Source organism: Ramlibacter agri (assembly GCF_012927085.1).
Classification (GTDB): Bacteria; Pseudomonadota; Gammaproteobacteria; order Burkholderiales; family Burkholderiaceae_C; genus Ramlibacter; species Ramlibacter agri.
In genome coordinates this window covers 1,774,741-1,800,776 of sequence record NZ_JABBFX010000001.1, presented here as the reverse complement: position 1 = coordinate 1,800,776, position 26,036 = coordinate 1,774,741, and the positions used below count along the sequence as shown (strand labels likewise).

Below are 26,036 nucleotides of genomic sequence, written 5' to 3'. Positions count from 1 at the left end.
CAGGAAAGCGCCCGGGAACCACTCGCGCGGGATGGCGTCTGACAGCTTTCTCAGGTGTATATTGAAGTCGAGAGGACTTTGGACCCCATCCCCATGAGCCACAAACTCAAGATTGCCGGCTGGATTTCCGTAGGCGCGATTGCCGGCGCGCTCACCACGGTCTCTCTGCAGACCGTTGCCCGTGGCTCGCTGGCGCCGTTGCCGCTCGAAGAGTTGCAGCAGCTGGCCGCCGTGTTCAGCATGGTGAAGACGGACTACGTCGAGCCGGTCGACGAGAAGAAGCTGATCACCGACGCCATCTCCGGCATGGTGTCCAGCCTCGACCCGCACTCGCAGTACTTCGACAAGAAGAGCTTCAAGGAATTCCGCGAAGGCACGTCCGGCCGCTTCGTCGGCGTCGGCATCGAGATCTCGCAGGAAGACGGCCTGGTCAAGGTGGTGTCGCCCATCGAGGGTTCGCCTGCCTTCCGCGCCGGCCTGAAGACCGGCGACCTGATCACCAAGATCGACGACACCGCCGTCAAGGGCCTGAGCCTGTCGGATGCCGTCAAGCGCATGCGCGGCGAGCCGAACACCAAGGTGCAGCTGACGATCTATCGCAAGGACGAAAACCGCTCCTTCCCGGTCACGATCACCCGCGAGGAGATCAAGACCCAGTCCGTCAAGGGCAAGATGATCGAGCCGGGCTACGGCTGGATCCGCGTGTCGCAGTTCCAGGAACGCACGGTGGACGACTTCGCCGCCAAGGTGCGCGAGCTGTACAAGGCCGACCCGAACATGAAGGGCATGGTGCTGGACCTGCGCAACGACCCGGGCGGCCTGCTCGATGCGGCTGTCGCGATTTCCGCGGCCTTCCTGCCCGAGAACGTGACGGTGGTCTCCACCAACGGCCAGCTGCCGGAAAGCAAGTTCACCTACAAGGCCGCGCCGGAGTTCTACCAGCGCCGTGCCGGCGCCGATCCGTTGCGCGGCCTGCCCGCCGGCCTGAAGACGGTGCCGCTGATCGTGCTGGTGAACGAAGGCTCCGCCTCCGCTTCCGAGATCGTGTCCGGCGCGCTGCAGGACCAGCACCGCGGCATCATCATGGGCAGCCAGACCTTCGGCAAGGGCTCCGTGCAGACGGTGCGCCCGCTGGGTCCGGACACCGGCCTCAAGCTGACCACCGCGCGCTACTACACGCCGAGCGGCCGCTCCATCCAGGCCAAGGGCATCGTGCCCGACGTCATGGTGGACGAAACCGCCGACGGCAACCTGTTCGCCGCGCTGCGCACCCGCGAAGCCGACCTCGAACACCACCTCACCAGCGGCCAGGGCGCCGAGGTGAAGGACCCGGCACGCGACAAGGCCCGCGAGGACGCCCGCAAGCTGGCCGAGGAAGAAGCCAAGAAGGGCGACAAGGCCAAGATGCCGCCGGAATTCGGCAGCGACAAGGACTTCCAGCTCGCCCAGGCGCTGAACCAGCTGAAGGGCCGCCCGGTCGCCGTCTCGAAGACCCAGGTCGTCGAGAACAAGCAGGAGAAGAAGGAGAACTGACACCGCGCCAGCGATGTCATCCCGGCGCAGGCCGGGATCCACGAAGAGCGGCCTCCGGGCCGCTTTTTCGTTGGTGTCGCACAATCCTTCCATGACCGACGAGCAACTCCTGCGCTACTCCCGCCACATCCTCCTCGACGAGATCGGGGTGGAGGGGCAGCAGCGCCTGCTCCAGGCGCATGCGCTGGTGATCGGCGCCGGCGGCCTGGGCTCGCCGGTGGCGCTGTACCTGGGCACCGCGGGCGTGGGCCGCATCACGATCGTCGACAACGACGTGGTGGACCTCACCAACCTGCAGCGGCAGATCGCGCATGCGACGGACCGCATCGGCCATCCCAAGGCGGAATCGGCGCGCACCGCGGTGGCCGCGATCAACCCCGACGTGCTGGTGCGCCCGCTGGTGCTGAAGGCCGATGCGCAGGACCTGGACGAACTCGTGCCGCCAGCCGACGTCGTCATCGACTGCAGCGACAACTTCGCCACCCGGCAGGCGATCAACCGCGCCTGCTTCCGCCACGGCAAGCCGCTGGTGGCCGGCGCCGCCATCCGCTTCGACGCGCAGATCAGCGTCTACGATCCGCGCGATGCGGCGAGCCCGTGCTATGCCTGCGTGTTTCCGCCGGACCAGGAGCTGGAGGAGACGCGCTGCGCCGTGATGGGGGTGTTCGCGCCGCTGGTGGGCATCATCGGCGCCATGCAGGCGTCGGAGGCGCTGCGGCTGCTGGCCGGCGTCGGCCGCTCGCTCGCGGGCCGGCTGCAGATGCTGGACGGCCGCAGCATGGAGTGGAGCGAGCTGCGCATCCATCGCAACCCGCATTGCCCGGTGTGCGCCGGGCGGTCACAGCACGCCTAGGTGCTGCCGAACAGGCCGGCGACGATGACGTCGACCGGCGCGACTTGGGCCATCTGGACTTCCGCCGACCCCGGCTGCCCCAGCGCGACCAGCGCGGCGGCGAGCAAGGTGCCGAAGAACACGATCGTGGTTTGCAGGACTAGCTTCATGGGATACCTTGCGCGTTCGGAAAGTCGCGCGCTTTGCGCAATGATCCCGCGCGCCCGCGGCCTCGCAAGTAGTCGCCGCACCGCCCTTGCGCGTCGCTCGACGCTAGGCACGCGGTAGGACAGCTCCTACCCTGCGCACGAAGCCGCGCTGGCAAAATGCCCGCTTCCTGGGAACAGGAGGGCCGGGCGCGCGACGGGTGCGCCGGGGAAGCGAGCACCCGTGGAACTGCGAACGTACATCGTCGAAGACAACGCCACCATCCGCGAGAACCTGATCGGCACGCTCGAGGAACTGGCGTCCGTGCAGCCGCTCGGGTGGGCGGAATCCGAGGGGGACGCGCGCCTCTGGCTCGCCACCCATGCGGCAGACTGGGACCTCGCGATCGTGGACCTGTTCCTCAAGCAAGGCAGCGGCCTCGGCGTGCTCGAGGCGATGCAGCAGCGTGGCACCGACCAGCGCGTGGTGGTGCTGAGCAACTATGCGACCGACGACATGCGCCAGCGCTGCGCCCGGCTGGGCGCGGACGCGGTGTTCGACAAGTCGAACGAGATCGATGCGCTGGTGGATTACTGCCTGGCGCTGGGCGCGGGCGCGGCAGGCGGTGCGTGAGGCGATGCGCCTCGCGCGCTCAATCGATCAGCTTGTTCTTCAGCGCGTAGTACGTCAGGTCGCTGTTGGAGGAGAGGTTCATCTTCTCCATCAGGCGCGTGCGGTACGTGCTCACGGTCTTCACCGACAGCGACAGCGCCTTCGCGATGTCGCCGGCGGTTTCGCCCTTGGCCAGCTTCAGGAACACCTGGAACTCGCGCTCCGACAGCTGCTCGTGCGGCGCGCCGCCTTCCTTGCGATTGAGCTGCTGCGCCAGCAGTTCGGCGACCGCGGGCGAGATGTACCGGCGGCCCAGCGCGATGGTGCGGATCGCGTTGACGATCTCCATCGGTTCGCATTCCTTGTTCAGGTAGCCGCTCGCGCCCTGCCGGATCAGGTTCATCGCGTAGTGCTCTTCGGGATACCCGGAGAGGATGAGGATGCCGACATCCGGCGCTTTCGCGCGGATCATGCCGAGCGCATCGATGCCGCTCTGCCCGGGCATCGAAAGGTCCATCACGAGGACGTCCATTTCGGTGGTGCGCACCAGGTCGATGGCCTCACGCCCGCTTGCTGCTTCCCCAACGACCCGCAGGTCGACTTGTTCACTGAAGAATTGTTTGAGGCCTGACCGCACGATGGCGTGGTCATCCACAATGCCGACTTTGATCATGCTTCACCTTCTACGTCAAGCTTGTGTTTCATTGTGCCCCACTTCCGGATGGAAATGGCCTACCCTTGAGTCATGACGTGGGCGGATTTTAGGCACAACGTTGAGGTTTTAGGTTGAGACTGCCGGCTTCTTTCGTATTGCCGCGCACGGCGATCGGCTTGGTCCTCGCGGTTCTCGCGGCGTTGGTGCTCATCGGTATCAATGAAACAGGCTACGTCGCATCGAGCGAAGCGCTCGAGCGCATCGACGAATACACGCAGACGCGCAACGCCGTGAACCACCTGTTGCAGCAGGTGCTCGATGCCGAGACCGGCTCGCGCGGCTACCTGCTCACCGGCGACCCGCGCTACCTGGAGCCGTACAACGCCGCGGTCGCGGAGATCAGCCACGACCTCGACAACCTGCGCATGAAGTACGACCCGGGCAGCGCCGATGCCGCGACGCTGGCCCTGCTCACGCGCAACGTGCAGCGCAAGGCCGCCGAAATGGACATGTCGGTGCGCATGCGCAAGCAGGGCAACGAGGACGCCTGGAAGTTCGTGCTGCTGACCGACGTGGGCCGCGAGCACATGGACGCCATCCGCGAGCAGGCCGGCAAGCTGATCCAGACCGCCACCGCGGGCATGGTCTCGTCACAGCGGCAGGTGGAGAAGACCTTGCGGCTCGCGCGCATCGGCATCGGCCTGGTCACCGCCGCGGCGCTGCTGGCCTTCTACCTGTACCTGCGCCAAAGCACGAAACTGAAGCTCGCCGGCGAGCAGCAGCAGGCCGCGCTGCAGGCCGAACGCGACCTGCTGGAGACGCAGGTGCGCGAACGCACCGCCTCGCTGGCGCAGCTGGCCACGCACCTGCAGCAGGTGCGCGAGGAGGAGCGCGGCCACCTCGCGCGCGAACTGCACGACGAACTCGGGGCGCTTCTGACCGCGGCCAAGCTCGATGTGGCGCGGCTGAAATCGAAGCTGAGTCCGCCGGCGCCGGAAGTGAGCCAGCGCCTGCAGCACCTGACCGAGACCCTCAACAGCGGCATCGCGCTGAAGCGCCGCATCATCGAGGACTTGCGGCCGTCCTCGCTGGCGAACCTGGGGCTGACGGCGGCGCTCGAGATCCTGGCGCGCGAATTCTCCGAGCGCTCCGGCATCGAAGTGGCGAGCAGCCTGGAGCCGGTGGAGCTGGACGAGCCTTCGCAGCTGACGGTCTATCGCCTCGTGCAGGAGTCGCTGACCAACGTGGGCAAGTACGCGGAAGCCAGGCAGGTGGACGTGAGCGTGCGCAGTTACAGCAACCACGTCGAGGTGGAGATCCAGGACGACGGCAAGGGCTTCGACGCCCGCGAAGTGCGTCCCACCACCCACGGCATCGCCGGCATGCGCCACCGCGTGGAAGCCGCCGGCGGCCGCTTCACGGTGAACTCCGGCCCGGGCCGGGGCACGCGCATCACCGCCGTGCTGCCCAAGGCTGCGGCCGCGCAGCCGGCCTGACCTTTCCCGAAACCCTGTCGGCTCCCTCCTACATTCGGTCAGGCGGGGAACTGATCTTTGCTGGGCTGTTTATGCCTAAGCTACAGGCACGCACGATTCGCTTTGTCGTTCCGTGGTTCCATGGCCGCCCCGCGGGGCATTCACTTGCAAGAAAAGAGGACTCGCAGATGAACACCGATACCGAGAACACCCTGGCGACCACCCGCCGCCTGGCGAGCGAGGCGCTCGATCGGGCCAGCAGCACCGTGAAGGACCTGCGGTCCAACATGCAGGACGCAGCGAACCGCGGCATGGACGCCATGTCTTCGCGTGCCTCCGCGGCGCAGCGCTACATGGGCGAGTACGCCCGCACCAGCCAGCGCTACGTCGCCGACAACCCGATGAAGGCGGCGCTGATCGCTGCGGCGGTGGGCGCTGCCGTCGCCGGCATCGTCATCGCGATGCGGCATCGCCGCGACCTGCAGGACAAGTACTTCTGAGGCCGGGGCACGCGCATGCTGCACCCGATCTTCTCGGTGCTGGTGAGCAAGCCGGAGCTGGTGATCCAGCACGTCGCCGGCTACGCCGCGCTGGTGCGCGAGGAAGCCTCCAGCGTGGGCCTGGAAATCGCGAAGCGGGCCATCGCCTGGGGCGTGACCCTTTTCGCGGGCCTCGTGTTCCTGGTCCTCGCGGGGGTCGCGGCCATGATCGGCGCCGTCCACGAATTCCACTGGATGCTGGTGATCGTTCCCGCCATCGCGCTGGCCATTGCGGTGGCCGGCTTCCTGGTGGCGCGCCAGCCCCTGCCCGAGAAAGCCTTCGCGGAGCTGAAGGCGCAACTCGACGCCGACGCGCAGGCGCTGCGCGCCGTGCGGGCGCGCTCTTGAGGCGGAGACCGAATGTCTGAAGCCACGGACAAGCTCGCGCGCTCGCGCCGCGCGATCGTGGACCACATCGCGCGGCGCGAGCGCAAGCACGACCCGCACGAGGAAGCCCCGCCCGGCTACGCCTTCATGGGCGACGAAGGCTCGTTCCCGCCGGACGACGACGCTGCGCCCACGGGCGGCGGCTGGTTCCGCCACCTGCAGCACGTGGTGCAGACCTGGTGGCGCTACCACCCGGCGCACATGGCGGTGGACCTGGCCTCGCCGATGCTGCGCAACTATGCGCGGCGCAAGCCGTGGCAGCTGCTGGCCATTTCGGCGGCGGCCGGCGCGGCGCTGACATTCGCGCGGCCCTGGAAGCTGATCTCGCTGGGCGGGCTGACCCTGGCGCTGCTGAAGTCCTCGCAGGTGTCCAGCCTGCTGATGGCGGCGCTCTCGGCGGCGGATTTCCGCAAGGACGAAGAGCAGCCTTGAAGAAGAAGAGTTTCACAAAGCAAGCCGGGAGGTACGGTGCGGCCCCGGCAAGCTTCCTTGGAAGACCCGCACCATCACAACTCGACCCGAAGGGAGTTCTCATGAAAAACGCACGTGCCTATACCCTGGCCATCCTGACCGGCCTGACCCTGGTGACCAGCGGCTGCGCCGTCTGGCGCGGCCAGGAAAACGTCGGCACCTATGTCGATGACAAGACCATCACCGCCTCCGTCAAGACCAAGCTGCTCGAGGACAAGCGCACCGGCGGCCTGTCCATCAACGTCAGCACGCTGCAAGGCACCGTGGAGCTGTCCGGCTTCGCCAAGTCGCAGCAGGAGAAGGACGTTGCCGGCATGCTCGCCCGCGACACCAAGGGCGTGCGCGAAGTGCACAACAGCCTGCTGGTCCGTCCGTAACAGGGTCGGGAGCGAAGGGCAGGCGCCTGCAGGGCGGCCTGCCCTTTTTCCATTCGCGCGCATCATGAAAACATTCCACTGCCAGCACTGCGGCCAGGCCGTCTTCTTCGAGAACGTCAGCTGCCTGAAGTGCGGCAGCACGCTCGCCTTCCTGCCGGACCGCCTGAACATGGCGGCGCTCGAGCAGGTGCAAGGGAAGGAGGAACTCTGGCGCCCGAAGGCGCGCGGCAAGGAAGGCGCGGCGCGTTATCGCCTGTGCCACAACGCCACGACGCAGAACGCATGCAACTTCGCCGTGCCCGCGGCGGACCCCAATCCCCTGTGCGCGGCCTGCCGGCTGACGCGCATCCTGCCGGACCTGTCGCAACCCGGGAATCCCGGGCGCTGGTACCGGCTGGAAGCGGCCAAGCGCCGCCTGTTCTACACGCTGGCCAAGCTGGGCCTGCTCTCGCCGACGCCGCCGGATGGCGAATCCGACGGGCCCGTCTTCGAATTCCTCGCCGACCAGCCCGGACAGCCCGTGATGACCGGCCACTCGCAGGGCGTCATCACGATCAACGTGACGGAGGCCGACGACGCCGAGCGCGTGAAGCGCCGCGTCGAGATGCACGAGCCCTATCGCACGCTGCTGGGACACTTCCGCCATGAGTCGGGCCACTACTACTGGAACCAGCTGATCGCCGACGGCGGCCAGCTGGAACACTTCCGCGAGGTGTTCGGCGACGAACAGGCCGACTACCAGCAGGCCCTGCAGGACCACTACGCGCGCGGCGGCAGCATCCCGGACTGGCAGGACAACTACGTCAGCGCCTATGCGACCTCGCATCCCTGGGAGGACTGGGCCGAGACCTGGGCCCACTACCTGCACATGGTGGACCTGCTGGAAACCGCGTCCTCGTACAACACGCGCCTGTCCATCCCCGGCCAGGGCGTGGAGCTCGAAGAAGTGATCAACCCGTTGGAGACCGGCCGGCCCGAGTTCGACCAGCTGGTGGAGCAGTGGGTGCCGCTGACGCTGCTGTTGAACAGCCTGAACCGCAGCCTGGGCCAGGAGGACGCGTATCCGTTCGCGCTGTCGCCCGGCGCGCTGGACAAGCTGCGCTTCGTGCACGACGTGATCTTCCAGACGCGCAGCAAGACCAGCGCCGCCGCCACCCGAGCCGCGGCCAAGACGGAGAGCGTCGCGGCGCAGAGCAAGCAGGAGCCTGCCGCCGCGCCTTGACCCGCGTTCAGCCCAGGGTCAGCTGGTTGTCGACCGACTTCACGTCGCGCACGGTCCGCGCGATGTCCCGCGCGCGCTCGCGCGCACCAGGGTCGGGCGCGCGCCCGCGCAAGGTGATCATGCCTTCGTCGCTGAACACGTCGATCTTCATCGAGCTGAAGTCCGGGTCGGCGGCCAGCGCGGTCTTCACGTCGGAAGCGATGCGCGTGTCCTCCTGGTCCATCGCGCCGGGTGCGGACGCGGGTGCCAGCGCAAGGGCGGGCCCGGCGCCCATCGTGTTGGTGTCATGCATGACGCCGACGGCTTCGGTGACGGGCTTGGCACCCTGCTCGCCCTGGCGGTTGATCTCCACGCTGGCTTGCGGCGGTTCGGGCGTCTCGGTGTTGTCCACGCGATCGCCGCAGGCCGCGAGCCATGCGCACATTGCCAGCGCCGCCGGCAAGGCAGCGCGCTTCCACGACATCTTCTTCCTCATTTCCTGCGGACTCCCATCGATAACTGCTGGCCCGCAGTCTAGGAAGCAGGTGTTGCGCGCCGGGTCATATCGCGGAGCAAATGCATGTAGGAGAAAGAAGGGGCCCAAAACTCCGCTACAATGCAGAGCTCCTGAATGCCCAGGTGGCGGAATTGGTAGACGCACTAGTTTCAGGTACTAGCGAGTAACATCGTGGAGGTTCGAGTCCTCTCCTGGGCACCAATCGATTGAACGGAAAATCGCCTCGCGGCGATTTTTTCGTTTGGGCGGCGTCAAGCCTCTTCCTTCTCCATCGCCCGCAGGATGCGGTCGAGGCGTTCGGACAACTGCTCCGTCGTGAGCTTCTCCCGGAAGCGCTCCACCATCAGCGGCAGGCTCATGGGACTCGGGTGGCGCAGTTCGGCGAAGTCCACTGCACGTGCGCGCATGCGCGCCAGCGTTTCCGACAGGCGCGAGAGTTCCAGCTCCTGGCTCAGGACTTCCTGCTCCGCCTGGTTCAACAGCAGGTTGCCCGCGTCGTACTTGCGGAACACCTCGAAGAACAGCGCGCTGGAAGCCTGCAACTGCTTCGCGCTTTTCGGCTGCCCGGGGTAGCCGGGGGTGATGAGGCCGGCCACGCGCGCGATCTCGCGGAAGCGCCGCTGCGCCAGCTCGGTGGAATTGAGCGAGGCCAGCACGTCGTGCAACAGATCGTCGCCGGTGAACAGCGCCTGGCTCGTGACCGGCGCGATGTCGAAGGGCGCGGCCCCCACCAGCTCGAAGCCGTAGTCGTTGATCGACATGCTGAAGGTGTTGGGCTGCAAGCGCGCGAGCCGCCATGCCAGCAGGCTGGCCAGCCCCAGGTGCACGTTGCGGCCGGCGAAGGGATAGACGTACAGGTGCTGGCCCTCGCGCGAGCGGTAGCTCTCGACCAGGAGCGTGCGCGGCGTGGGGATCTTCGACAGCCGCTGCTGCGTCTGCAGCATGGGCCGCGCCGCCAGCAGCTCGGGCTCGGCGAACTCGCCGTGCGCCGCGTTCTGCATCATCTCCAGCACGGCGTCCGAGAGTTCGGTGGACAGCGCCATCTTGCTGCCCTGCCAGGTGGGCACCGTGCCCTTGTTCTTCGTTGCCTTGCGCACGTAGGCCGCCATGTCGCGCACGCGCACGAACTCCAGCAACCGGCCGGCGAAGAAGAAGTGGTCGCCGGCGCGCAGGCGCGCGATGAAGCCCTCCTCCATGGTCCCGATGACGGCGCCCGTCAGGAACTTCACCTGGATGGCGGCGTCGCTGACGATGGTGCCCACGCCGAGCCGGTGGCGCTTCGCCACGCCCTTGTCCTGCACCGTGTACATGCCGTCCTCGCCATGGACGATGCGGTGGTACTCGGGATAAGCGCCCAGGCTCTCGCCGCCGCGCTCGCAGAAGGTGACGGCCCAATCGAACTCCGCGCGCGTGAGGTTGCGGTAGGCATAGGCGCTCGTCACTTCGGCGTAGAACGCATCGGGCGCGAAGCCGCCGCCCAGCGCCACCGTGACGATGTGCTGCACCAGCACGTCCAGCGGCTTCTCCGGTGAAGTGCGCTTCTCCACGCGCCCGGTCTTCGCGGCCCAGCGCGCGGCCGCCGCCTCCACCAGCTCCATCGTGTTGGTGGGCACCAGGGTCACGCGGCTCGGGCGGCCGGGCGCGTGGCCGCTGCGGCCGGCCCGCTGCATCATGCGGGCGACGCCCTTGGCCGAGCCGATCTGCAGCACGCGTTCCACCGGCAGGAAATCGACACCGAGGTCCAGCGACGACGTGGCGACCACGGCGCGCAGCGTGCCCTGCTTCAGGCCTTGCTCCACCCATTCGCGCGTGGCGCGATCCAGCGAGCCGTGATGCAGGGCGATGTGCCCGGCCCATTCCGGCTTCGCTTCCAGCAGCAGCTGGTACCAGATCTCGGCCTGCGAGCGCACGTTGGTGAAGACCAGCGTGGTGCCCGACTTCGCGATCTCCTCCACCACCGGCTGCTGCATGCGCGCACCGAGGTGGCCGGCCCAGGAATACTTGCCAGGGTCGGGCGGGATCAGCGTATCGATGAGGAGCGTCTTGTCGATGCGGCCCTGGACGAGGGCCGGGGCCTTGCCTTCCGCGCCGGGGTGGCAAAGGACTTCCATCGCCTGTTCAAGATTCCCCAGCGTCGCACTGAGGCCCCACGCCACCAGCGCCGGATTGAACTGCCACAGCCGCGCGATCGCCAGCTGCGCCTGCACGCCGCGCTTGCTGCCGATCAGCTCGTGCCATTCGTCCACCACGACGAACTCCACCTGCGACAAGTCCTCGCGCGCGTTCTCGCGCGTCAGCATCAAGGTCAGCGACTCCGGCGTGGTGACCAGCACCGTGGGCATGCGGCGGTCCTGCCTGGCCCGCTCGGCGCTGGGCGTGTCGCCCGTGCGCAGGCCGAGCGTCCAGGCCGGCGCCAGCTCGTTCAGCGGCTGCGCCAGCGCCTTGGCCGTGTCGGAGGCAAGCGCCCGCATCGGCGTGAGCCAGATGGCCCGCAGCGGCTCCGCGCCGCGGCCTGGCGGGTGGCGCGCGAGCAAGGCGTCCAGCATCCCCAGCCACACCGCATAGGTCTTGCCGGAGCCCGTGGTCGCGTGCAGCAGGCCGCTGCGCCCTTCGGCGATCGCCTGCCAGACTTCGCGCTGGAAGGCGAACGGCTGCCAGCCGCGCCGCGCCATCCAGGCTTCGCCCGGGGCCGGTTGAGCTTGCCGTGCAGCGGTTCGTCCAGGCATCCAGCAATGGTTGATTTGAAGAATCGATTGTCGCCAGAATACATTTGCACGTGGTGCGATCGACACCAGGAGACAACATGCAGAGAAGAACCTTGCTGGCCGCGTCCTTGGCCAGCACCGCCGGCGCGCTGCACGCGCAAGCGCCTGAAACCTTGCGCATCGTCAGCGGCTTCGCCCCGGGCGGCGCCACGGACCGCGTGGCGCGCATCGTCGGCGACAAGCTGGCGGCGAAGCTGGGCATCACCGTGCTGGTGGAGAACAAGACCGGCGCCGGCGGCCGCCTGGCCGCGCAGCAGGTCAAGGCCGCGCGCCCCGGCGACAACGTGCTGATGATCGCCAACCCCGCCGTGATGCTGGTGGCGCCGCTCGTGTTCAAGGACAACGGCTACGACCCGGACCGCGACTTCGTGCCGGTCTCGCACGTCAACGACTACGAGTTCGCGCTGAGCGTCGGGGCCGCCGTGCCGGTGCGGGAACTTTCGCACCTGCTCGCCTGGCTGCGTGCCAACCCGGAAAAGGCCAACTTCGGCGTGCCGGCCACCGGCAGCCTGCCGCACTTCTTCGCGCTGATGATCGGCGAGAAAGCCGGCGTCAAGGCGCAGGTCGTGGGCTACCGCGGCTCCGCGCCGCTGATCTCGGACCTGATCGGCGGCCAGGTGCCGGTCTCGATCGACACGCTGGACGTCGTGCTGCCGCAGCACGAGGCCGGCAAGCTGCGCATCCTGGCCGCATCGGGCGCGAAGCGCTCGCCCATCGCGCCGAACGTGCCTACCTTCCGCGAGTCCGGGCTCGACCTCGCGGCGACCGGCTGGAACGCTTTCTTCGCGCCGGCCGCGATGCCGGCCGACAAGGTGAAGCGCTACTCGGACGCGATCGTCGCCGTCATGCGCGACCCCGACACGCAACGCCGCTTCACCGAGCTGCAGATGACGCCCGTGGTCGCCACCCAGGCCCAGACGGCCGCCATGCTCAAGGCCTACCGCGCGCAGTGGGCGCCGGTGGTGCAGAAGTCCGGCTACCAGCCCTGAACACCATGCAACGTCCCAACATCATCTTCATCGTTGCCGACGACCTCGGCTTCGCCGACCTGGGCTGCTACGGCGGCCGCGAGGCGGAGTTCGGCCCCGTCTCGCCCGTGCTGGACGGGCTCGCCGCCAACGGCATCCAGTTCACGCAGGGCTATTCGAACTCGCCCGTCTGCTCGCCCACGCGCTTCGCGCTGATGACGGCGCGCTACCAGTACCGGCTGCGCGGCGCGGCGGAAGAGCCGATCAACAGCAAGAGCCGCGGCAGCACCACGCTGGGCCTGCCGCCCGAGGTGCCCACCATGCCCTCGCTGCTGAAGAAGGCCGGCTACCGCACCGCGCTGATCGGCAAGTGGCACCTCGGCTACCCGCCGCACTTCAGTCCCCTGCGCTCCGGCTACGACGAGTTCTTCGGCCCCATGTCGGGCGGCGTCGACTACTTCACGCACTGCAGCAGCAACGGCGTGCACGACCTGTGGTTCGGCGAGGAGGAGAAGGCGGAGGAAGGCTACCTCACCGACCTGATCTCGAAGCGCGCCATCGACTTCATCGATCGCGTCGCGCAGGACAAGCAGCCCTTCCTCCTCAGCATGCACTACACGGCGCCGCACTGGCCCTGGGAGACGCGCGACGACGCCGCGCTGGCGCAGGAGGTGAAGGACAACCTGTTCCACCTGCACGGCGGCAACATCCACACCTACCGCCGCATGATCCACCACATGGACGAAGGCATCGGGTGGGTGATGCAGGCGCTGCGCCGGCACGGCCTGGAGCGCGACACGCTGGTCATCTTCACCAGCGACAACGGCGGCGAACGCTTCTCCGACAACTGGCCACTGGTGGGCGGCAAGATGGACCTCACCGAAGGCGGCATCCGCGTGCCGTGGATCGCGCACTGGCCGGCCGTCATCCCGCCTGGCAGCGTGAGCCGCCAGCAGTGCATGACCATGGACTGGTCGACCACTGTCATCGAGGCAGCCGGCGCGCAGGCCGACCCGGCGTATCCGCTGGATGGCGTGTCGCTGCTGCCGGTGCTGCGCGACCCGAAGCAGGAGTTCGCGCGCCCGCTGCACTGGCGCATGAACCACCGCGGCCAGCGCGCACTGCGCGACGGCAACTGGAAGTACCTGCGGGTGGACGGCCACGACTACCTGTTCGACATCCCGGCCGACGAGCGCGAGCGGGCCAACCAGGCGGGCCGCCAGCCGGCGCGCCTGGCCGCGATGCGCGAAGCCTGGGAAAACTGGAACCAGACGATGCCTCCGATCCCCGAGGACGCCACCGTCAGCCTGGGTTACGGGGTCAAGGACATGCCGCAGCGATGAGCCGCTCGCGCGGGCAGGCATACTTCGGGGCGATGCCTCCACTGTCCCGCTGGTTCCCCTTCCTGAACTGGCCTCGACCGAGCAAGGAACTGCTGCGCGGCGAGGCCATGGCGGCGATCACCGTCGCCGTCGTCATGATCCCGCAATCGGTGGCCTACGCCGGCCTGGCCGGCATGCCGCTCGTGACGGGCCTGTACGCCACCTTCCTGCCGGCGCTGGCCGCCGTGATGTTCAGCGCGTCCACTCGGCTCTCGGTCGGCCCTTCGGCCCTGAGCAGCGTGCTGGTGGGCGCCTCGCTGATCGGCATGGCGCAGCCGGGCAGCGCCAGCTGGGTCGCGCTGGCCGTCTGGCTGGCGCTGCTGGCCGGCACCTTGCAGTTTGCCGTCGGGGCGCTGCGAGCGGCCTGGGTGCTGAACCTAGTCAGCTCGCCGGTGCTGGCCGGCTTCAGCCAGGCCGCCGCGCTGCTGATCATCGCCTCGCAGCTGCCCTCGCTGCTGGGGCTGGAAGGCTCGCTGTCGCAGCTGCTGCATTCGCCCAGGCTGGACCCGCAGGCGCTGGCCTATGGCCTGGTGAGCCTCGCGCTGTTCATTCTCGCCAAGCGCTTCTGGCCCAAGCTGCCGATCATGCTGATCGTGCTGGCGGCCGCGGCGGCGCTGAGCTATTTCACCGGTTATTCGCCCAACGGCATGGTCGTGGGTCCGCTGCCGCGCGGCCTGCCCGCGCCCTACTGGCCCACCTGGCCGGGCTGGGACCAGTTCTCCTCGCTGATCGCGCCGGCGCTGGTGCTGACGCTGGTGAGCTCGCTGGAGATGGCGTCCAGCGCCAAGATCGAGAACCAGCGGGACGGCAAGCGCTGGGACGCCAGCCAGGACCTGGTCGGCCAGGGCGTGGGCAAGCTGGTCTCAGCGCTGTCCGGCGCCTTTGCCACCAGCACGTCCTTCTCGCGCTCGGCGCTCACCTTGTACGCAGGCGCGCGCACGGCCTGGGCCACGGTGTTCGCCACCGGCTTCGTGCTGCTGGTGCTGCTGTTCCTGACGCCGCTGCTGGCGCACGTGCCGAAGTCGGTGCTGGCCGCGGTGGTGGTGGCCGCGGTGTCCAGCCTGTTCAAGCCGCGCACATTCGTCGGCCTGTGGCGGATCGACAAGGTCGAGGCCGCGACCGGGCTCGCCACCTTCGCCGTCACCATCCTGTCGGCGCCGCGCATCTACTGGGGCGTGCTGACCGGCGTGCTGGTGGGCCTGGCGCACTTCCTCTACCTGCGGCTGCACCCGCGCATCATCGAGGTGGGCCTGCATCCGGACGGCAGCCTGCGCGATCGCCACCTGTGGAAGCTGCCGCCGTTGGCGCCGCAGCTCTATGCACTGCGCATGGACGCGGAGCTGGACTTCGCGTCGGCCACGGCCATCGAGCGCGAGATCGTCGAGCACCTCGCCGCGCATCCCGAGGTGCGCCACGTCTGCCTGTTCGCGCAGCCGATCAACCGCGTCGACGCGACCGGCGTCGAGATGTTCGGGCAGATGCGCAAGATGCTGGCCGAGCGCGGCATCACCTTGCACATCAGCGGCATCAAGCTGCCGGTGGAGCGGGTGCTGCAGCGCGCGGGCGTGCTGAGCGACAGCCCGCTGCTGAAGATGTACCGCACGGACACGGAGGCCTTGCTGGCCTTCGGGCGCTTGAGTCCCTGAGCTACTTCGGCCGCGGCCGCGGCAAATCCTTGCCCGGGTTGCTCAACTTCCCGGCCCGCAAGTCGCGCACGGCCTGGGTGAGCGCCCGCGCCACGTTGCGCACCTCGTCCTGCATCGCCTCGTCGGCGTCCAGCGCCTGGTGGCTGGTGGCGTAGGGTTCGTAATAGCCGATATAGCGGTCCAGCCGTGCGGTATTGCCAGCGTCGATGAGACCCATCCAGTCCAGCCAGTCGCACAGCGCGCGGCGGTTGCCCTCGATGCCCGCGACGTCACCGTGCACCACGACGCCGTAGGCGCGGCCGGCGAGGTGCTTCGGATAGGGCCAGCCTTCCAGCTCCAGCTGCTTCGCCTTCTCCGGGTCCTTGCCGCCGGTGGTGGTGGGATCGGGGTTGCCGCCGTCGGCGCACACCAGCCGGTCCATCATCAGCTTCAACGGGCTGGACGTCGTGTACCAGTGCGTGGGCGTCACCAGCAGCACGCCATGCGCCGACACCCACTTCTCGTAGATCTCGGCCATCCAGTCGTTCACCTGGTTCGTGCTGTGGTTCGGGTAGCAGCTGCAGGGCCAGTGGCACAGCGGCATGGCCGTCGACACGCAGCCCTTGCAGGCATGGATGTGGCGGTCGTAGTCGGAGGCGATCAGGCTGAGGTCGAGGAAATCGACTTCGATCCCGCCCTCGCCCAGCTCGCCGCGGGCGATCTGCGCCAGCCGGAAGCTCTTGGACATCTCGCCCGGGCAGGTGCCGTCGTTGCGCGTCGCGCAGTTGACAACCAGCACGCGTGAAGGCGTGGCGGCCTCGCCCCAGCGCTGCTGCGCGGCCAGCAGCTTGTTGCGGGTCTCGTACCACTCCACCGAGAGGTCGTAGTTCGGGTCCTTGAATTCGCCGCCGGCCTTGCGCGTCACCGGCGCCTTGCGGCCTTCGGTGTAGGCCTTCCAGGCGATCTCTTCCAGCCGGTCTAGCGCCCGGTCTTCCTGGCGGAAGGCGGGGTCGAAGAAACGGGCGCGGAAGCGTTCGCGGAACACTTCGCGGCTGTGCATGGGGGGCGCCTGGCCCTTGCGGACGTCGATGGACATCGGGCCACCTTAGCGGCGATCGTGCGTCGCGCGGGTCGGCCGTTTGCCGGGGTCGTTGCGCGAACCCAGCCTACAGGGAGCCAGCGAAAGCGCACGACGGCCGGGGCCCGTTCAGGCGCTGACGATCCAGCCTTCCAGCGGGTCCAGGTCGGCAGGCAAGCCGTACTGCGGCGCGCCATGCTGCGCGGCCCAGGCGGCCTGCACCAGGCAGAGCACGGCATCCAGGCTGTCGCCGCTGGCGTCCTGCACCAGCGCGTCGGCCTGCGCATGGGTGAGCTTCAGGCGCAGGCCCAGCCGCGTGCGGCCTTGCTCGAGCGCGGTCAGCAGGTCCTTGCGGGCGATCAGCCGGTCCGGCGTCTGCTTGGCCTTCTCGTCGCTCTTGTAGCTGCGGCGTGCTATGAGCTCACGCGCGAGCAGGCCCGGATAGGCCTCCAGCGCCACGCGCTGCGGGTCGCCTGCGTGCAGCCCAGGCATGTGCACGCCGGCCTCCAGCAGCAGCGGGACGGCCGCATGCAGCATGTACGCGACCGGCGGGTTGACCCACTTCATCGAGGGGCTGGAGCCCGCCAGCTTGTCGAAACGGCGGTGCGCGAACTTGGAGCCCGCGGGCCGCGCGTCACAGTAGGCCGCGAAAGTGGCGCGGATCTGCGGCCGCGAGAGCGAAGCGTAATGCCGCATGCATTCGCGCCACTCGGTGGGCCAGCCCAGGTGCTCCACCAGCTCGCGCGGCAGGCCGAAGGGAAAGTCGAAGCCGCCCACCCAGGCCTGCGGCTGGCGCAGCCAGTCGGCGAAGGCGGCCAGCGATTCCAGCTTCTCCAGCTTCGTCAGCTGCACCCGGCCCCCTGCCGCGTGGCCGAGCGCCAGCACGATGGGCTTGCGCCGCGTGGGTGTGCTGGAGAAATCGCAGCCGAGGAGAAGACTCATGGCCTAGCCCAGCGCGAGCGCCATCACGCCGGCGCCGATGCAGAACGCGCCCAGCACGCGGATGCCGCGATCCTTTTCGCCCAGCATCTGGCCGCCGATCAGCGCCGCGAACAGCATGGACACCTCGCGCGCGGGCGCCACGTGCGACAGCGGCGCCGTGCGCATCGCGTACAGCACCAGCACGTAAGACACGGGGCTCAGCACGCCGACGAACAGCGCGTACTTCCATTGCGCCAGCCAGTGCCGCTTCGTTTCCTCCAGGTCGCGCAAGGCCGGCGGCACGACCAGGAAAAGCCGCAGCAAGGCGCCGATGTAATCCAGCAGGATCGGCGAGATCAGCAGCACCTTGACGGCATAGCCGTCCACGACCGTGTAGCCGGCGATGAAGGCGCCGGTCAGCACGCCGTACACCACGCCCTTGCGCACGCGCACCCGCTCCAGCGGGTCGCGGCTGCGGCGCCAGAGCACGGGGCCGCCGGCGATCAGGAACACGCCGCCCACGACGCCGGCGATGCCGAGCGCCCCGAGCGCCGACAGCTGCTCCCCCAGCAGCAGCACCGCGGCCAGCGAGGACAGCAAGGGCCCCGAGCCGCGCGCGAGCGGGTAGACCACCGTGAGCTCCGCCTTGCGATAGCCGCGCAGCAGGGTCAGGTAGTAGATGGAATGCAGGAAGGCACTGGCGGCCAGCAGGCCCCATTCACGCATGCCCCAGGACGGCAGCACTTCCCAGGCCAGCCACAGCCCCAGCGGAGCCCAGGCGACGCAAAGAATGACGGTGGTGAAGGCAGCGAAGCGGACGTCGCCGCCGGCCTTCTTGGCCGCGATGTTCCAGCTGGCGTGGATGACCCCGGCAAGCAGGACCAGCGCCAGCGCGCCTAGCGGCATCGCACCGGCAACTGCGCGGGCATCAGCCGCGGCCGCAGATGGAAGCGGAGGCCATCAGGTCCTCCAGCAGCGCTAGCGAGACCTTGCCCGAGACGCTGTACGGGTCCAGCTCGGGCTTCTCGGAATATTTCAGGACCACCGAGTGGTTCAGCTTGGACATGTTCACCTGGCCCATGCTCCAGCCGCCGAAGCGCCGCTCGAAGATTTCCTCGTAGTGCAGCAGCGCGACGTCCTGGTGGCGCGCGTCCTTCTGGATCGTGCCGAACAGGTCGCTCACCTGCATGCGGCCGCCCTCGATGGCCTGCAGGAAGATGCCGCCGCCGTAGCAGAGGATGCCCGTGATGCCGCTCACCGGGTTGTGGTGGCGCGACTGCGAGAGGATGGACTCGATCGCGTCCGCGCTCGTGTCGACCGCGCGGCTGCAGTACAGGAGGCGAACGAGCATGGGTCTCCTTATTGGCCCTGGCGCGGGATCAGCGCCAGGAATTCGCGCCGCAGCGCAGCGTCCTTCAGGAACACGCCGCGCATGACGGAGTTGATCATCTTGCTGTCCATGTCCTTCACGCCGCGCCAGGCCATGCAGTAGTGGCTCGCCTCCATGACGACCGCCAGGCCGTCGGGCTGCGTCTTTTCCATGATCAGGTCGGCCAGTTGCACCACCGCCTCTTCCTGGATCTGCGGACGGCCCATGATCCATTCGGCCAGGCGCGCGTACTTGGACAGGCCGATCACGTTGGTGTGCTCGTTGGGCATGACGCCGATCCACAGCTTGCCGATGACCGGGCAGAAGTGGTGGCTGCAGGCCGAGCGCACGGTGATCGGGCCGACGATCATCAGCTCGTTCAGGTGCTCCGCGTTCGGGAACTCCGTCATGGGCGGCGCCTTGACGTAGCGGCCGCGGAAGACCTCGTTGAGGTACATCTTGGCCACGCGGCGCGCGGTGTTGCTGGTGTTGTGGTCGCTCGCGGTGTCGATGACCATGCTGTCCAGGACGGTCTGCATCTTGGACTCGACCTCGTCCAGCAGCAGTTCGAGCTCGCCGGGCTCGATGAACTCGGCGATGTTGTCGTTGGAGTGGAAGCGCTTCTTCGCCTGCTGGATGCGTTCGCGGATCTTCACCGAAACAGGCGTTCCCTCGTCGGGGGCGGCCTGGGTCAGCTGGCTGGACGGATCGGCTTTCATGAGCATGGAGGACTTTAACACCAAGGGTTTGGACGCGCCCTTGGACGTCACGAACCCAGCAGGCGTTCCAGGGCTTGCAGGGTATCCGCCTCCTCCAGCGGCTTGTCCTGCCGGATCCGCAGCATGCGCGGGAAGCGCACGGCGATGCCGCTGCGGTGGCGGCCGCTGCGCTGGATGCCCTCGAAGCCCAGCTCGAACACCAGGCTGGGCCGGACGCTGCGCACCGGGCCGAACTTCTCGATGGTGGTCTTGCGGATGATGGCGTCGACCTGCCGGAACTCCTCGTCGGTCAGGCCGGAATAGGCCTTGGCGAAAGGGACCAGCTGCAAGGCGCCCGGCTGCGGCGGCTCCTTGCGGGCGATCGCGTCCAGCACCGCTTCGGCCTCCTCCTTGCTGGCCGGCGCCCGGTTCCAGACCGCGAAGGTGTAGTCGGTGTAGACCGAAGAGCGGCGGCCATGCCCCGCCTGCGCGTACACCAGCACGCAGTCGATGGTCATGGGTTCGATCTTCCACTTCCACCACAGGCCTTCGGCCTTGGTGCGCCCGGTGCCGTAGGCGGCGTCCAGGCGCTTCAACATGAAGCCTTCGACGCCCAGCTCGCGCGAGCGCTCGCGCTGTCGCGCGAACTCCAGCCACGAAGGCGCACTCTCCACCGGCGAGATGCGGAACGGCGTGTCCTGCAACAGCGCTTCGAGCCGCGCGCGGCGCTCGCGCTGCGGCAGCGGGCGCACGTCCACGCCATCCTGCTCCAGCAGGTCGTAGGCCATGAAGCCGACCGGCGCCTCGGCCAGGATCTTCTTCGTCAGGTTCTTGCGGCCGATGCGCTGCTGCAGCAAGGCGAAGGGCGCGGGCCGCTCGGCTTCGGCATTCCACACGAGGATCTCGCCGTCGACCACGGTGCCATCGGGCAGGGAAGCCGCCAGCGCCACGAGTTCCGGGAAGCGCTCGGTCACCAGTTCCTCGCCGCGCGACCAGACCCAGACCTTGCCATGGCGCTTGACGATCTGGCCGCGGATGCCGTCGTACTTCCACTCCACCATCCACTCGTCCACCGGGCCCAGGCGCGCGGTGAACAGCTCCGGCGGCAGGTCCAGCTGGTGCGCGAGGAAGAAGGGATAGGGCTGGCCTTCGTCAGGCTGCTCGCTCGCGCCCTCTTCCACCTGCGCGACCAACGCCCGGTAGCGTTCGGGCGAAGGGACCTGCTTGCCGTCGGTGTAGCCCATCATCCGCTGCGCCACCCGCTTGGCGTCGATGCCGGCGTGCGTGGCAAGGGCGCGCTGCACCAGCAGCTTGCTGACGCCGACGCGGAAGCCGCCGCCCACCAGCTTGGTCAGGAGGAAGCGGCCGAGCGCATCGAGCTCCTGCCAGTAGCCGGCGACGCGGCGTGCCACTTCTTCGTCCGGCAGGCCACGCAGGGGCAGCAAGCGCTGCTCCATCCACTCGGCCAGGCCGATGTCCGAGGTCTCGTCGCCGCGCGGCAGCACCAGCGCGATGGTCTCGGCAAGGTCGCCCACGGACTGGTAACACTCGTCGAACAGCCAGGGCTCGATCTGCGCCATCTGGCAGGCCAGGCCCACCAGCGAAGCGGTCTTCACCACCTGCCGCGGCTTGCCGCCGGCGAGAAAGTAGACGGCCCAGGCCGCGTCGTGCGCGGGCGCTTCGGCGAAGTAGCGCGTGAGCGCCTCCACCTTCTCGTTGGTGGAGGTGGTGGAGTCGAGCTCGCTGAAGAGGCGGGCGAAACGCTTCATTCTGGGGATGGAACAGCCGGACTTCCGGACGCAAAGGGCGCAAAGGTTTCGCAAAAATCGCAAAAGGAATTCATTGACCCGTCCTGCTATAGGTTGACACCTATACGGGGCTGAATTCTCTGCGTTTCTGGGCGGCCAGGGAGGCCCGGTGCACGGCATCGGGCATTTTGTCGTCCAGCGAGTTGTGTGGCCGTTCCTCGTTGTAGATGGAGATCGACTCTCGAACCATGGCGGTTGCCTGCTGCAGGTTGGCAGACCGGCGCAGCAGCAATTCCATTTTCAGGATGCCGCTGACGCGCTCTGCCAAGGCGTTTTGGTAGCAGTCATAGCCGTAGGTCATGGAGCAGGTGATCCGATGCCGCCGGTGGATCGATTGATAGGGGGCCGAACAGTACTGCAGGCCTCGATCCGAGTGGTGCACCAGGCGCTGGCGCAAGGCCATCTTCAACGCCCGGCTGACCTCTTCGGCCTGCAGGCTGGAGTGCACGTGCCAGCCGACGATCTGCGTGAATACGCATCCGTCACCAAGCTCAGATACACCGTCTTTTCTCGGGTCGGCAGGTAGGTGATGTCTGCAACCCACAGCTGCTCGCAGCCGCTCGGTACGACTTGACCTTCGACGCCGGTCTTCAACAGGTTGGGATGGCGGCGCAAATGGTGATGGCTGTGCGTCGTCTTGTGATAGGCCCGCTTGGGCGGCACCAGCATGCCCGCGTCGCGCAGCACTTCGAACAGCCCGTCGCGTCCCAATTTGATTCCCTGGTGCGCAAGCGGCTGCTGCAGCAAGCCGTGCAGCTTGCGCGCGCCGATCCGCGGCTGGCGTTGCCGGGTTAGGCTCACCAGTTCGATGACCGTGGCGTGCTCCTTGGTGCGTTTCAATTCGCACGCAAGGCCCTTGTAATACGCCTGCCGGCTGATCCCGATGTGGCGGCAAGCCCTCGTCACGTTGAGCCCTTGGACGAGCTCTTGCGCAAGGACTTGCCTGACAGCTTTTTTACGGGCACGACCCCGTAGTCTTTCTTCAGGACCTCCAGCACGGCCTCAACTTGAACGTCAGTGTGTAGTCGTAGCGACTTCTCCTAACCCATTGATCCACTTGAGATTTCCTTTCTGAAGACAGAAAGGTGTCAACTCAATTCAGGACGGGTCACATGGATTTCTTTCGCGTCCTTTGCGTACCTTTGCGCCCTTTGCGCCCTTTGCGCCCTTTGCGTCCGGAAGTTCAGAAGTCCGGAAGTTCACGCAGCCTCCTCCTGCCCCGCCTGCAAATCGGCCTCCACCACGTCGTCGCCGTACTCGGTCTCGAAAGCCTCCGCCTGCAGGCCGTGCTCGCGGAGGTAGCGCACCAGCACCGCGGAGCTCCCATGCGTGACGATCACGCGCTGGGCACCGGTGGCGGTGATCGCCTGCAGCAGCCCGGGCCAGTCGGCGTGGTCGCTCAGCACGAAGCCGCGGTCGTAGCCGCCGCGGCGGCGGTTGCCGCGCACCTGCATCCAGCCGCTGGCGAAGGCCACCTGCGCATCGCCGAAGCGGCGCATCCAGGGACTGGCGGCGGCGCTGGGCGGGCAGACGACGAGGCAGCGGCGCAGGTCCGCGCGGTCCTTCACCTCGGTGACCATTCGCGTCTCCGGCAGCGCCACACCCGCCGCGCGGTAGGCGGCGTTCAGCGGCTGCACCGCACCGTGGACGATGATGGGGCCGATGGACGGATCGACCCCCGCCAGCGCGCGCTGCGCCTTGCCGAAGCTGTAGCAGGCCAGCACGCTGGCGCGGCCGTGTTCGATGTTGCGCGCCCACCAGGCGTTGATGTCCGCGAACAGTTCGTCGTCCGGGCACCAACGGTAGATCGGCAGGCCGAAGGTCGACTCGGTGATGAAGACGTCGCAACGCACCGGCTCGAAGGGCGCGCAGGTGGGATCGGGCGCCACCTTGTAGTCGCCGCTCGCCACCCACACGCGGCCCTCGTGCTCCAGCCGCACCTGCGCCGAGCCCAGCACGTGGCCGGCCGGGTGCAGCGACACCGTCACGCCGTGGTGCCGCAGCCGCTCGCCGTAGGCCAGGGTCTGCAGCGCGATGTCGCCCAGGCGCGAACGCAGCACGCCTTCGGACGGTGCCGCGGCCAGGTAGTGCCCCATGCCGTAGCGGGCGTGGTCGGAATGCGCGTGCGTGATGACCGCCCGCGCCACCGGCCGCCACGGATCGATGTAGAAGTCGCCCGGCGGGCAATACAAGCCCTCCGGCCTCTGCACCACCAGGTCGCCGTTCACCGGTACGTCTTCCCCTGCACGATCAGCGCAATGCGCATGATCATCCGCGCCAGCCATTCCTTGCCGCGCTGCAACGGCGGCCGGCGTTCGTATTCCGAAGCTTCCATGCGCTTGCCTTCGTGCTGCATCGCGTAGGCCAGGCGTTCGCGCAGGTGCGCGGCGAAGCGCGCGTCATCGACCACCACGTTCGCTTCGCGCGCCAGCAGCAGGCTCAGCGGGTCCAGGTTGGACGAACCCACCGTGGCCCAGCGGCCGTCGACCACCGCCACCTTGGCATGCAGGAAGCTGGGCGCGTACTCGTGGATCTGCACGCCGGCGGCCAGCAGCACCCCGAACACGGGCCGCGCCGCGTAGTACTGCATGAAGTATTCGTAGCGGCCCTGCAGCAGCAGCTTCACCTGCACGCCGCGCTTGGCGGCTTTCACGAGCGCCCGGCGCAGGCGCCCGCCCGGCACGAAATAGGCATTCGCGATGACAATTTCGCTGCGCGCGCGGCCGATCGCGCGCAGGTAGGCCCGCTCGATCACCGCGCGGTTGCGCAGGTTGTCGCGCAGCAGCAGGGCGGCGCGCGCATTGGGGTCGCTGTGCGTGGGCGGGGTAACGTGCCCGCGCCGCTCGTTGGCCACTGCGCGCACGAAGCCCAGCGCGCCCGCGAGCCGCGCCTTGCGCAGCTGGCCGATGGCTTCGATGCGGCTCCACTGCCGGTGCATCGTGGCGCGCATCTCCGCGACCAGCGGCCCGCCGACCCGCAGCGAGAAGTCGAAGCGCGGCGAGGCCAGCTCGCCGTGGTTGGGGTCGTGGAAGTCGTCGAGGATGTTGATGCCGCCGCAGAAGCCGACCTCGCCGTCCACCACGCACAGCTTGCGGTGCAGCCGGCGCCACTGGCCCGGCATCAGCAGCCCGAAGAAGCCCGGGCGCGAGAACACGGCCCACTGCACGCCGGCCAGGTCCCAGCGCGCGACGCAGGCCGGGGGCAGCTCCGGCGTGCCGAAACCGTCCACCACGACCCGCACCGCAACGCCGCGGCGGGCGGCCCGCTCCAGCGCATACGCCACCTCGGTGGCGCTGCCGGTGAAGTCGAAGATGTAGGTCTCCAGCAGCACCTCGCTGCGGGAGGCGTCGATGGCGGAGACCAGGGCGGGAAAGAATTCGCGGCTGCCTTCCAGCAGTTGCAGCTCGTGGCCGGGACGCAGGGGAGGAATGCCGCGCGCCATGCGCCCTCGCCTAGAGCTTGAACTCCGCGATCAGCGGCAGGTGGTCCGACATGCGCCACCAGACGCGCCCGCGCGGGATCTGGATGCCCACCGGCTTCAGGCCGCGGGCGTAGACGTAGTCCAGCTGCGTCAGCGGCAGCCGCGAGGGATAGGTCAGCGCCCGCTCGCCGATGAAGTCGCGAAAGCCGTTTTCGTACATCAGGGGCCGCAGCTTGCCGCCCCAGTCGTTGAAGTCGCCCGCGACGACCAGCGGCGCCTTGCGGGGTACTTCGCGCTCGATGAACTGCGCCATCTGCTCGATCTGGCGCTGGCGGCTGCCCGCGATGAGCCCCAGGTGCAGCACCACCACATGCACGTCGCGCCGGCCCACCCGCACCTGCACGTGCAGCAGGCCGCGCTGCTCGAAGCGGTGGTCCGACATGTCCTCGTGGCCCTGCGACACCACGGGCCAGCGTGACAGCAGTGCGTTGCCGTGCTCGCCGTGCTTGGTGACCGCGTTGGTCTGGTAGACGGCATAGTAGCCCTCGGGGCAGAGGAACTCGGCCTGCGGCAGCTCGGGCCAGCGGGTGAAGTAGCGCTGCTCGCGCCGGTGGAGCTTGCGCACTTCCTGCAGGCAGACGATGTCCGCATCGAGCTGCTCCACGCCATGCCCGATGTTGTGGATCTCCAGCCGCCGCGCCGGGCCGAGGCCCTGCACCCCCTTGTGGATGTTGTAGGTGGCGATCCGCAGGACTGTCATGTCTGGAATTCTGGCAGCATCAGGATCGCTTCGGCGTTGGAAGGGGAGAAGCACGTGTCCGCCGCCTCCCGCCATGGCAACCATTGGTAAGCCGTGTGCTCGCGCGGGTTCAGCGTCACCGGCGTGCCGGCCGGCACGCGCAGGCCGAACACGTGCTCGCGGTTGCGCGTGATGCCCGGCGCGTAGCGGTGCAGGTAATGCGGGTAGATGTCGTAGACGTTTTCCAGATCCCAGTCGCTGAGCTGGCCGGTCGTGACGTCGATGGCGGTCTCCTCCATCACCTCGCGGGCCGCGGTCTGCGCGAACGCCTCGTCCTCGTGGTCTTTCGATCCCGTGACCGACTGCCAGAAACCGGGCGAATCGGCACGATGGATCAGCAACACGTCCAGCGCCGGCGTGTGGATGACGACCAGGACGGATTGCGGGATCTTGAAAGGCCTCTGCATGCGGCAAGAAAAAAGGCACCCGAAGGTGCCTTTCATTCTGCCGCATGCC

At 68.1% G+C, this 26,036-nt stretch carries 26 protein-coding genes, 1 tRNA gene and 1 pseudogene; 13 read left to right on the top strand and 15 right to left on the bottom strand.

Annotated elements, in window-relative coordinates; genetic code table 11:
• The first annotated feature begins 93 nt into the window (after nucleotides 1–93).
• Both HHL11_RS08690 and HHL11_RS08685 read left to right on the top strand, forming a co-directional pair.
• Nucleotides 94–1,533: a S41 family peptidase gene (locus HHL11_RS08690; RefSeq protein WP_169418004.1), complete on the top strand. Its 1,440-nt coding sequence runs from the start codon at nucleotides 94–96 to the stop codon at nucleotides 1,531–1,533.
• A gap of 91 nt (nucleotides 1,534–1,624) precedes the next feature.
• Nucleotides 1,625–2,386 carry a HesA/MoeB/ThiF family protein gene (locus HHL11_RS08685; RefSeq protein ID WP_169418003.1) on the top strand — a complete coding sequence of 254 codons (762 nt, stop codon included), beginning with the start codon at nucleotides 1,625–1,627 and terminating at the stop codon, nucleotides 2,384–2,386.
• On the opposite strand, the gene HHL11_RS08680 is transcribed toward HHL11_RS08685, so the two are convergent.
• Nucleotides 2,383–2,535 (bottom strand): hypothetical protein, encoded by a 153-nt coding sequence (locus tag HHL11_RS08680; protein WP_169418002.1) that lies wholly within the window; start codon nucleotides 2,533–2,535, stop codon nucleotides 2,383–2,385. The genes HHL11_RS08685 and HHL11_RS08680 overlap by 4 nt on opposite strands.
• 220 nt (nucleotides 2,536–2,755) lie before the next feature.
• Between HHL11_RS08680 and HHL11_RS08675 the strand changes: the two genes are divergently transcribed.
• Entirely contained in the window at nucleotides 2,756–3,145 is a 390-nt protein-coding gene (locus HHL11_RS08675) for a response regulator (RefSeq protein ID WP_169418001.1), read from the top strand.
• Between the two features lie 19 nt (nucleotides 3,146–3,164).
• Here the strand turns inward: HHL11_RS08675 and HHL11_RS08670 are convergent, their stop codons facing one another.
• Nucleotides 3,165–3,797, bottom strand: a complete 633-nt coding sequence (locus HHL11_RS08670) for a response regulator (protein ID WP_169418000.1) — start codon at nucleotides 3,795–3,797, stop codon at nucleotides 3,165–3,167.
• A gap of 158 nt (nucleotides 3,798–3,955) precedes the next feature.
• Between HHL11_RS08670 and HHL11_RS08665 the strand changes: the two genes are divergently transcribed.
• The 6 genes from HHL11_RS08665 to HHL11_RS08640 all read left to right on the top strand — a co-directional run bounded on the left by HHL11_RS08665 (nucleotide 3,956) and on the right by HHL11_RS08640 (nucleotide 8,250).
• Complete coding sequence (locus tag HHL11_RS08665) at nucleotides 3,956–5,275, top strand: CHASE3 domain-containing protein (protein WP_240980031.1); 1,320 nt, start codon at nucleotides 3,956–3,958, stop codon at nucleotides 5,273–5,275.
• Nucleotides 5,276–5,442: 167 nt separating this feature from the next.
• On the top strand, nucleotides 5,443–5,754 hold the full coding sequence (locus HHL11_RS08660; protein WP_169417999.1) for a DUF883 family protein: 312 nt from the start codon (nucleotides 5,443–5,445) through the stop codon (nucleotides 5,752–5,754).
• Nucleotides 5,755–5,769: 15 nt separating this feature from the next.
• A complete protein-coding gene (locus tag HHL11_RS08655) occupies nucleotides 5,770–6,141 on the top strand; it encodes a hypothetical protein (protein WP_169417998.1) in 372 nt (123 codons plus the stop codon).
• A gap of 12 nt (nucleotides 6,142–6,153) precedes the next feature.
• Complete coding sequence (locus HHL11_RS08650) at nucleotides 6,154–6,612, top strand: hypothetical protein (protein ID WP_169417997.1); 459 nt, start codon at nucleotides 6,154–6,156, stop codon at nucleotides 6,610–6,612.
• Nucleotides 6,613–6,713: 101 nt separating this feature from the next.
• Entirely contained in the window at nucleotides 6,714–7,028 is a 315-nt protein-coding gene (locus tag HHL11_RS08645) for a BON domain-containing protein (protein ID WP_169417996.1), read from the top strand.
• Nucleotides 7,029–7,092: 64 nt separating this feature from the next.
• Nucleotides 7,093–8,250, top strand: coding sequence for a zinc-binding metallopeptidase family protein (locus HHL11_RS08640; RefSeq protein WP_169417995.1), 1,158 nt, complete (start codon nucleotides 7,093–7,095; stop codon nucleotides 8,248–8,250).
• Nucleotides 8,251–8,257: 7 nt separating this feature from the next.
• Here HHL11_RS08640 and HHL11_RS08635 read toward each other — a convergent pair whose 3' ends face one another.
• The gene (locus HHL11_RS08635) at nucleotides 8,258–8,725 is read right to left on the bottom strand and encodes a BON domain-containing protein (RefSeq protein ID WP_169417994.1); all 468 of its coding nucleotides are present in this window, start codon (nucleotides 8,723–8,725) and stop codon (nucleotides 8,258–8,260) included.
• 137 nt (nucleotides 8,726–8,862) lie between these two features.
• Here HHL11_RS08635 and HHL11_RS08630 point away from each other — a divergent pair.
• Nucleotides 8,863–8,947 (top strand) — tRNA-Leu (locus HHL11_RS08630).
• A 50-nt stretch (nucleotides 8,948–8,997) separates the two neighbouring features.
• Here the strand turns inward: HHL11_RS08630 and HHL11_RS08625 are convergent.
• Entirely contained in the window at nucleotides 8,998–11,472 is a 2,475-nt protein-coding gene (locus tag HHL11_RS08625) for a ligase-associated DNA damage response DEXH box helicase (RefSeq protein ID WP_169417993.1), read from the bottom strand.
• Between the two features lie 77 nt (nucleotides 11,473–11,549).
• Between HHL11_RS08625 and HHL11_RS08620 the strand changes: the two genes are divergently transcribed.
• From HHL11_RS08620 to HHL11_RS08610, 3 genes are read left to right on the top strand one after another with little or no spacing between them, the layout of a single operon-like run.
• A complete protein-coding gene (locus HHL11_RS08620) occupies nucleotides 11,550–12,500 on the top strand; it encodes a Bug family tripartite tricarboxylate transporter substrate binding protein (protein WP_169417992.1) in 951 nt (316 codons plus the stop codon).
• A 5-nt stretch (nucleotides 12,501–12,505) separates the two neighbouring features.
• A complete protein-coding gene (locus HHL11_RS08615) occupies nucleotides 12,506–13,822 on the top strand; it encodes a sulfatase family protein (RefSeq protein WP_169417991.1) in 1,317 nt (438 codons plus the stop codon).
• A 32-nt stretch (nucleotides 13,823–13,854) separates the two neighbouring features.
• On the top strand, nucleotides 13,855–15,507 hold the full coding sequence (locus tag HHL11_RS08610) for a SulP family inorganic anion transporter (protein ID WP_169417990.1): 1,653 nt from the start codon (nucleotides 13,855–13,857) through the stop codon (nucleotides 15,505–15,507).
• A 1-nt stretch (nucleotide 15,508) separates the two neighbouring features.
• On the opposite strand, the gene HHL11_RS08605 is transcribed toward HHL11_RS08610, so the two are convergent.
• The 11 genes and pseudogenes from HHL11_RS08605 to nudB form a co-directional block, all read right to left on the bottom strand.
• Complete coding sequence (locus tag HHL11_RS08605; RefSeq protein ID WP_169417989.1) at nucleotides 15,509–16,582, bottom strand: flavodoxin family protein; 1,074 nt, start codon at nucleotides 16,580–16,582, stop codon at nucleotides 15,509–15,511.
• A 111-nt stretch (nucleotides 16,583–16,693) separates the two neighbouring features.
• On the bottom strand, nucleotides 16,694–17,506 hold the full coding sequence (locus tag HHL11_RS08600) for a DUF429 domain-containing protein (protein WP_169417988.1): 813 nt from the start codon (nucleotides 17,504–17,506) through the stop codon (nucleotides 16,694–16,696).
• Between the two features lie 3 nt (nucleotides 17,507–17,509).
• On the bottom strand, nucleotides 17,510–18,391 hold the full coding sequence (locus tag HHL11_RS08595; RefSeq protein ID WP_169417987.1) for a DMT family transporter: 882 nt from the start codon (nucleotides 18,389–18,391) through the stop codon (nucleotides 17,510–17,512).
• Between the two features lie 22 nt (nucleotides 18,392–18,413).
• A complete protein-coding gene (locus tag HHL11_RS08590; RefSeq protein WP_169417986.1) occupies nucleotides 18,414–18,836 on the bottom strand; it encodes a BLUF domain-containing protein in 423 nt (140 codons plus the stop codon).
• 8 nt (nucleotides 18,837–18,844) lie between these two features.
• Nucleotides 18,845–19,579: a GTP cyclohydrolase I gene (folE, locus tag HHL11_RS08585; RefSeq protein WP_425355188.1), complete on the bottom strand. Its 735-nt coding sequence runs from the start codon at nucleotides 19,577–19,579 to the stop codon at nucleotides 18,845–18,847.
• A 41-nt stretch (nucleotides 19,580–19,620) separates the two neighbouring features.
• Complete coding sequence (locus HHL11_RS08580) at nucleotides 19,621–21,321, bottom strand: ATP-dependent DNA ligase (RefSeq protein WP_169417984.1); 1,701 nt, start codon at nucleotides 21,319–21,321, stop codon at nucleotides 19,621–19,623.
• A 100-nt stretch (nucleotides 21,322–21,421) separates the two neighbouring features.
• Nucleotides 21,422–22,364, bottom strand: a pseudogene (locus HHL11_RS34335) (IS3 family transposase); the annotation flags it as partial.
• Between the two features lie 195 nt (nucleotides 22,365–22,559).
• Entirely contained in the window at nucleotides 22,560–23,588 is a 1,029-nt protein-coding gene (locus HHL11_RS08565; protein ID WP_342593191.1) for a ligase-associated DNA damage response exonuclease, read from the bottom strand.
• Entirely contained in the window at nucleotides 23,585–24,802 is a 1,218-nt protein-coding gene (gene clsB, locus HHL11_RS08560; RefSeq protein ID WP_169417980.1) for a cardiolipin synthase ClsB, read from the bottom strand. Before clsB ends, HHL11_RS08565 begins: the two co-directional genes overlap by 4 nt.
• A gap of 10 nt (nucleotides 24,803–24,812) precedes the next feature.
• Nucleotides 24,813–25,541 (bottom strand): endonuclease/exonuclease/phosphatase family protein, encoded by a 729-nt coding sequence (locus HHL11_RS08555; RefSeq protein ID WP_169417979.1) that lies wholly within the window; start codon nucleotides 25,539–25,541, stop codon nucleotides 24,813–24,815.
• Nucleotides 25,538–25,987 carry a dihydroneopterin triphosphate diphosphatase gene (nudB, locus tag HHL11_RS08550; protein WP_169417978.1) on the bottom strand — a complete coding sequence of 150 codons (450 nt, stop codon included), beginning with the start codon at nucleotides 25,985–25,987 and terminating at the stop codon, nucleotides 25,538–25,540. The genes HHL11_RS08555 and nudB overlap by 4 nt, the downstream gene beginning before the upstream one ends.
• Nucleotides 25,988–26,036: the final 49 nt, after the last annotated feature.